5 protein-coding genes are annotated in these 5654 nt (G+C 47.7%); 4 read left to right on the top strand and 1 reads right to left on the bottom strand.

All coding sequences use genetic code 11. The features are described from left to right. On the top strand, window positions 1–1945 hold a 1945-nt coding region (locus C7R94_RS27575), incomplete at its 5' end, for a DNA topoisomerase III (RefSeq protein WP_106785783.1). 54 nt (window positions 1946–1999) lie between these two features. Here C7R94_RS27575 and C7R94_RS27570 read toward each other — a convergent pair. Next, window positions 2000–2377, bottom strand: coding sequence for a VOC family protein (locus C7R94_RS27570; RefSeq protein WP_199197972.1), 378 nt, complete (start codon window positions 2375–2377; stop codon window positions 2000–2002). 346 nt (window positions 2378–2723) lie between these two features. On the opposite strand from C7R94_RS27570, the gene purU reads away from it, so the two are divergent. The 3 genes from purU to C7R94_RS27555 all read left to right on the top strand — a co-directional run. After that, complete coding sequence (gene purU / locus C7R94_RS27565; RefSeq protein ID WP_106785780.1) at window positions 2724–3620, top strand: formyltetrahydrofolate deformylase; 897 nt, start codon at window positions 2724–2726, stop codon at window positions 3618–3620. A 162-nt stretch (window positions 3621–3782) separates the two neighbouring features. Then, complete coding sequence (locus tag C7R94_RS27560; protein ID WP_106785782.1) at window positions 3783–4331, top strand: RNA polymerase sigma factor; 549 nt, start codon at window positions 3783–3785, stop codon at window positions 4329–4331. A gap of 2 nt (window positions 4332–4333) precedes the next feature. Continuing rightward, the coding region (locus C7R94_RS27555) for a DUF4179 domain-containing protein (RefSeq protein WP_106785779.1) at window positions 4334–5654 on the top strand (1321 nt) is incomplete at its 3' end.

Genomic DNA, 5654 nt, shown 5'->3' with positions numbered 1-5654 from the left:
CCAGGTCGTCAAACAACAAATGAGACGCAACGATGTCGGGCAGATCGTCATTGCGACGGATGCAGGACGTGAAGGAGAGCTCGTTGCCCGGTGGATTCTCGAGCTGGTTCACGTGAATAAACCAATCAAGCGTCTGTGGATTTCCTCCGTGACAGATAAGGCAATCCGGGAAGGCTTCCGCAATCTGAAGGACGGCAAAAACTATGAAAACTTGTTTGCCTCCGCTGCTGCTCGTGCAGAAGCAGACTGGCTCGTTGGAATCAATGCCACCCGCGCCTTGACATGCAAGCATAACGCCCAGCTATCATGCGGTCGCGTACAGACGCCAACACTCGCTATTGTGGCAACGCGAGAAGAGGAGATTCGCCGCTTTACACCCAAGCCCTTTTACGGACTGTCTGCGGTGGCCCAGGGTCCGATTCAGCTCCAATGGCAGGATCAGCAAACGAAGGATTTCAAAACATTTTCCAAGGAAAAAGCTGATCAGCTAATGGCCGCTCTCAAACAGGAGAAAAGCGCAGAAGTCATCGAGATTACTCGTGCGCACAAAAAGACGTATGCTCCGCAGCTGTACGATTTGACGGAGCTGCAACGAGATGCCAACCGGATGTTTGGCTACTCACCAAAGCAGACGCTGTCCATCATGCAAGGGCTGTATGAGCATCACAAGGCAGTGACGTACCCACGAACGGACTCTCGCTATCTCTCTGCTGATATCGTCGAGACGCTGCCGGATCGAATCAAGGCTGTCCAAATGAAGCCATATGCGCCCCTCGCCGCCAGAATCCTGCGTGCGCCGATCAAAGCAAACAAATCGTTCGTGGATGACAGCAAAGTATCGGATCACCATGCGATTATCCCGACGGAGCAAGCTGTTTTTCTCGGTGATTTGAGCGATAAGGAACGCAAGATTTTTGATCTCATCGTGAAGCGCTTCCTGGCCGTGTTAATGCCTGCCTTCGAATACGAGCAAACAACCATCCAGGCGAAAATCGGGAAGGAAACGTTCCTGGCAAAAGGAAAAACCGTGCTCTCCCAAGGCTGGAGAGAGGCGTATGACCACGATGTAGAAGAAGACGATGCGAAGGACGGCGTAAAGGAACAAATCCTGCCTTCTCTTGCCAAAGGAGATCGCCTGCACATCCAGTCAATATCCCAGACAAAGGGCGAGACGAAGCCGCCAGAGCCTTTCACAGAAGCGAGTCTGCTGTCTGCGATGGAAAACCCGGCGAAATACATGGCAAATGAGAGCAAGGATTTGATCAAAACGATTGGAGAAACGGGCGGGCTGGGTACGGTAGCAACCCGCGCGGATGTGATCGAGAAGCTGTTCAACAGCTTTTTGCTAGAGAAGCGCGGAAAGCATATTTTTGTCACCGCAAAAGCCAAGCAATTGCTGGAGCTTGTCCCAGATGAAATGCAGTCGCCGACCTTGACCGCCCAATGGGAGCAAAAGCTCGGTGCCATCGCCAAAGGAAGCTTGAACAAGCGAGCGTTTATCGAAGAGATGAAAACGTACGCCAAAGAAGTCGTCCAACAGATCAAAAACAGCGATCAGACTTTCCGGCACGACAACCTGACCAGAAGCAGATGCCCGGAGTGCAATAAGTTTTTGCTGGAGGTAAACGGAAAGCGCGGCAAAATGCAGGTGTGCCAGGATCGGGAATGCGGCTATCGCAAAAGCATTGCCAAGCAGACCAATGCCAGATGTCCAAAATGCCATAAAAGATTGGAGCTGCGCGGAGAAGGGGAAGGGCAAACCTTTGTCTGTGCGTGTGGGCACAAGGAAAAACTGAAAACCTTCCAGGAGCGTCGCGATAAGGAAAAGGGCAGCAAGGTTTCGAAGAAAGAAGTAGCCAAGTATTTGAAGGGGCAAGACAAGGAGCAGGACGAAGGAATCAACTCAGCGTTGAAAGACGCACTGTCCAAATTAAAGTTCGACTAAATTAGGAGTGAAACAAAAGGCGGCCGACCATTCCTGTCAGCCGCCTCCTTCTATTTACTTTTTCTCCAGAATTGCAAAGTAATTTTCTTCATCGTCTGCAAAGTTAAAGACACGGCCCGAAGGCATCGTCACAATTTCTCCGACTTTTACATTCTTGTTGAGCAAATCGTTCCGTAGGTCATCGATATTTTCCGAAAAGAACAGGAGCGAAGGCGTGCCAAGATTCATTCCGGGCGACATTTTCGCAACGAATTCCTTATCGTGTAGAACGATGCTTGTTTCAGCGCCTTGTGCGGGAGCAATTTCAATCCATCTCATTTCACCGTTCTTCTCTTCTGAAACCACACGGAACCCTAGTTTTTCGGTCCAAAAGTTCACTGCTTGGTCCTGGTTATTGACATACAGCATGATTTGACCGACTTTGCTAATCATCATACATTTTCCACTCCCTACATGGTATGTAAAAACCCGACGATCCTAATCCTTTCCATTCCGACGGTACCTGATACCCGATGCCAACGGACGTGGTCTAGCTTGTCTTCATCATAGCATGAATAATCAGACAGGATTTCTTTTCGATTGCGCATTTTAGAAAAAGGAATTGCATTTCAAATCGCCCTGACCGTAGATATTTTGTTAAACGGGATTGGAAATCACTCTATCTAAATTTTTTTATCGATAAGTGAACATTTTTCTCTCTAATTGGGTATAGAAATCCCTTCTGGGAATGGTATAATTGCAAACAACTTTTTGCTGTTTTTTTGGAGGAGAGTAAACCATGCAATTGTTATCAGAGAGAGAATGGCTCGCGTATCGAGAGAAAAACAAAGATCGTGCGCGCATGCTGATTTCTTGCCCGGACCGCGCGGGGATTGTCGCGGCGGTTTCGAACTTCTTGTTCCAACAAGGAGCCAACATCGTTCAATCTGACCAGTACACGACCGATCCGGAAACAGGCCGGTTTTTCATGCGCATTGAATTCGATCTCATCAATCTGGACGAGCGCTGTGAAGAGCTCAAGCAAGCGTTTAGCCCAGTAGCCGAGAGCTTTGGAATGGAATGGTCGTTGGTCGAAGCGAACAAGCGCAAAAAGGTCGCATTGTTTGTTTCCAAAGAAGATCACTGTCTTTTGGAGCTCCTGTGGCGCTGGAAGTCCGGGGAGCTGTTCGCGGATATTGCGGTTGTCGTCAGCAACCATCCTGACATGCAGGAGACTGTCGAGTCCTTCGGTATTCCGTATCGTTGCATCCCAGTCACGAAGGATAACAAGCCGGAGGCAGAAGCAGCCCAGCTGGTAGCAGCAGAGGGTGTCGATCTGATCGTTCTCGCTCGCTACATGCAGATTTTGTCCCCGCGTTTTTTGGAGGACTATGCGATGCGGATTATCAATATCCACCATTCCTTCCTCCCGGCCTTTGTCGGAGCGAAGCCTTACGAGCAGGCGTACCGTCGCGGCGTGAAGCTGATCGGAGCGACGGCGCATTACGTAACGGAAGAGCTGGACGCAGGACCGATTATCGAGCAAGATGTTCAGCGTGTATCGCATCAGGAAGACGTCGAGACACTGAAGCAGCTGGGACGTCAGGTAGAGCGTACGGTGCTGGCACGTGCAGTTCGTTGGCATCTGGAGGATCGGGTGCTGGTGTACGGCAATAAGACGATTGTGTTTCCATAAGCATTGCGCATAAGAAGAGGCCTTCCTTTTGAGGAAGAGCCTCTTTTTTTTGCATTTTTTTCCGTAAGAGGAGATTTTCCATTTTTTGATTCGTCATAGTAGGTGTACGACAAAAAGGCAAAAGCTGCGCAGCAACCTTTTTGGCTGGAGGGGAGCAACCACATGGAGGACGACAAAGAGATTATCGAGCAGGTGCTTCAAGGCAACAAAGAAGCATACGAGCAGATCATTCTCAAATATCAAGGTAGAGTACTTTCTCTGATTCATAAAATGCTCGGTTATCCGCAAGAGAAGCAGGATATCGTTCAAGAGATATTTATGAAGGCTTATTACCATTTACCTCAGTATAAGCCGCAACACAAATTCTCGTCCTGGCTCTATCGCATCACAGCGAATCACTGTCTGGACGAGATTCGCAGAAGGAAGCGAACGCCCTATGTCGGGGAAATGGATTTTGACGTGAGCGATCCTGCTACGCCAGAAACGGTCTATTTGGAAAAAGAGCAAAAGACGATTCTTCAGCAGCGGATGAAGAGCTTGGAGAGAAACTACCGGGTTGTTCTCGAAATGCGTTATCTCCAGTCCCTCACATATGAAGAGATTGGAAAATCATTGGGCATACCGCTCAGTACTGTGCGAACACGAATTGCCCATGGGAAAAAGAAGCTTCGGGAGATCATTCAACAGTCGGATAAAGGAGGGAAGGAGTAGCTATGAAATGCCAGAAAACGAAACAACTTAACGATTATTTGGAAGATCAACTGTCGGTACAGGAGCGGAAAGAATTCGAAGTGCATCTAGAAAATTGCCTTCAGTGCCATGAGGTGTTAGACAGCATGGTGGAAGATGTATACAGCGTAGATACAATGGCAGAAGAAGAACTATTGAAGGAGCCGATTACCGGCAAAATCATAGAGAGACTTCCTGACTATCCCCTAGGAATCCTGAAGCTGAAAACGATAGAAGAAGCGGCTTCACAAATGGGAAGGAAGAAAAGGGGGTTCGACCTGATGAAAAAATCAGCACTAGCATTAGCGAGTATTGCGGCAGTTGTTGCAATGGGGATAGCTGTTTCACCATCGTTTGCTGCTTATGTTACGGGCTTGTATGCCAGCACTACCAAAAATGTAAGCCCGACCACTAGTAATAGCATCATTTCGACAATCAATAGCCTCGACCTAGGCGCGAAGCAAGCAGCTCACAATGGATTTGCACATCCGCTCAGTCTGACTGCCACCGATCAGGGAATAACACTGGAAATCAAGGAAATTCTAGCTGATCCATTGCGGATCATAATCGCTGGCGTAACGAAGGATAAAGACGGCAAGTACCTAGAGGAAGAATTTCAATCTTGGAATGGCGAGATTACTTTTAAGAATAAAGACGGTAAAATTTTGAATGCTTTTTATTCGAGTTATGGCGAAAGGGAAGCAGAAAGTCCCATGCCGGAACAATTCAATTGGTATAAGAGAAACTTCGATGACTACCAAGTTCTGCAACGGCAGTTAAACAACTTTTTCAACGACGAGCATCCAATGCCTGATGAGTTCATCGTAGAATTTAACGTAACAGAGATAAAGTGTCGGCAGAACGGTGTACCAACAAGGACAATCAAAGGAAACTGGAATTTTAAAATACCTGTCGACATGAAGAAAGCAAAAAATGCTACAAAAACTGTCGAAATCAATCAGCAATACACCACCCCTCAGGGAACTACGTTTGCTATCAAAGAAATGAAGTTCGCACCAAGCGGAACGCTGCTCGCCATAGAAACAAACATCAAAGGCGGCTTGGACCGAGATATGTACAGCTTCCAGATTCTTGACGAAAAAGGAGCGGTTGCCGCTAGTTGGGATGATGTGCGTAGTGCCTATCCTGATGGAAATAACGGATATACATTCGGGAAGAACGTCATCAGGCTTGCGAGCGACATTCTATACAACACGAATAACGAAACGACTTTCTTTACGGTTTTCTCTTCTCTTAATCAAACTGGAAAATATACACTGAGGTTTGCAGAAATCAATAAGCAGG

This window comes from Brevibacillus sp. NRRL NRS-603, assembly GCF_003013445.1.
GTDB lineage: Bacteria > Bacillota > Bacilli > Brevibacillales > Brevibacillaceae > Brevibacillus > Brevibacillus formosus.
Note: the sequence above shows the minus strand (reverse complement) of the source record. Positions and strands in the feature narration are given on the sequence as shown.

Coding starts and splice junctions, on each gene's coding strand:
- C7R94_RS27570 (WP_199197972.1), bottom strand. CDS start 2,377: ATGATTAGCAAAGTCGGTCAAATCATGCTGTATGTCAATAACCAGGAC.
- purU (WP_106785780.1), top strand. CDS start 2,724: ATGCAATTGTTATCAGAGAGAGAATGGCTCGCGTATCGAGAGAAAAAC.
- C7R94_RS27560 (WP_106785782.1), top strand. CDS start 3,783: ATGGAGGACGACAAAGAGATTATCGAGCAGGTGCTTCAAGGCAACAAA.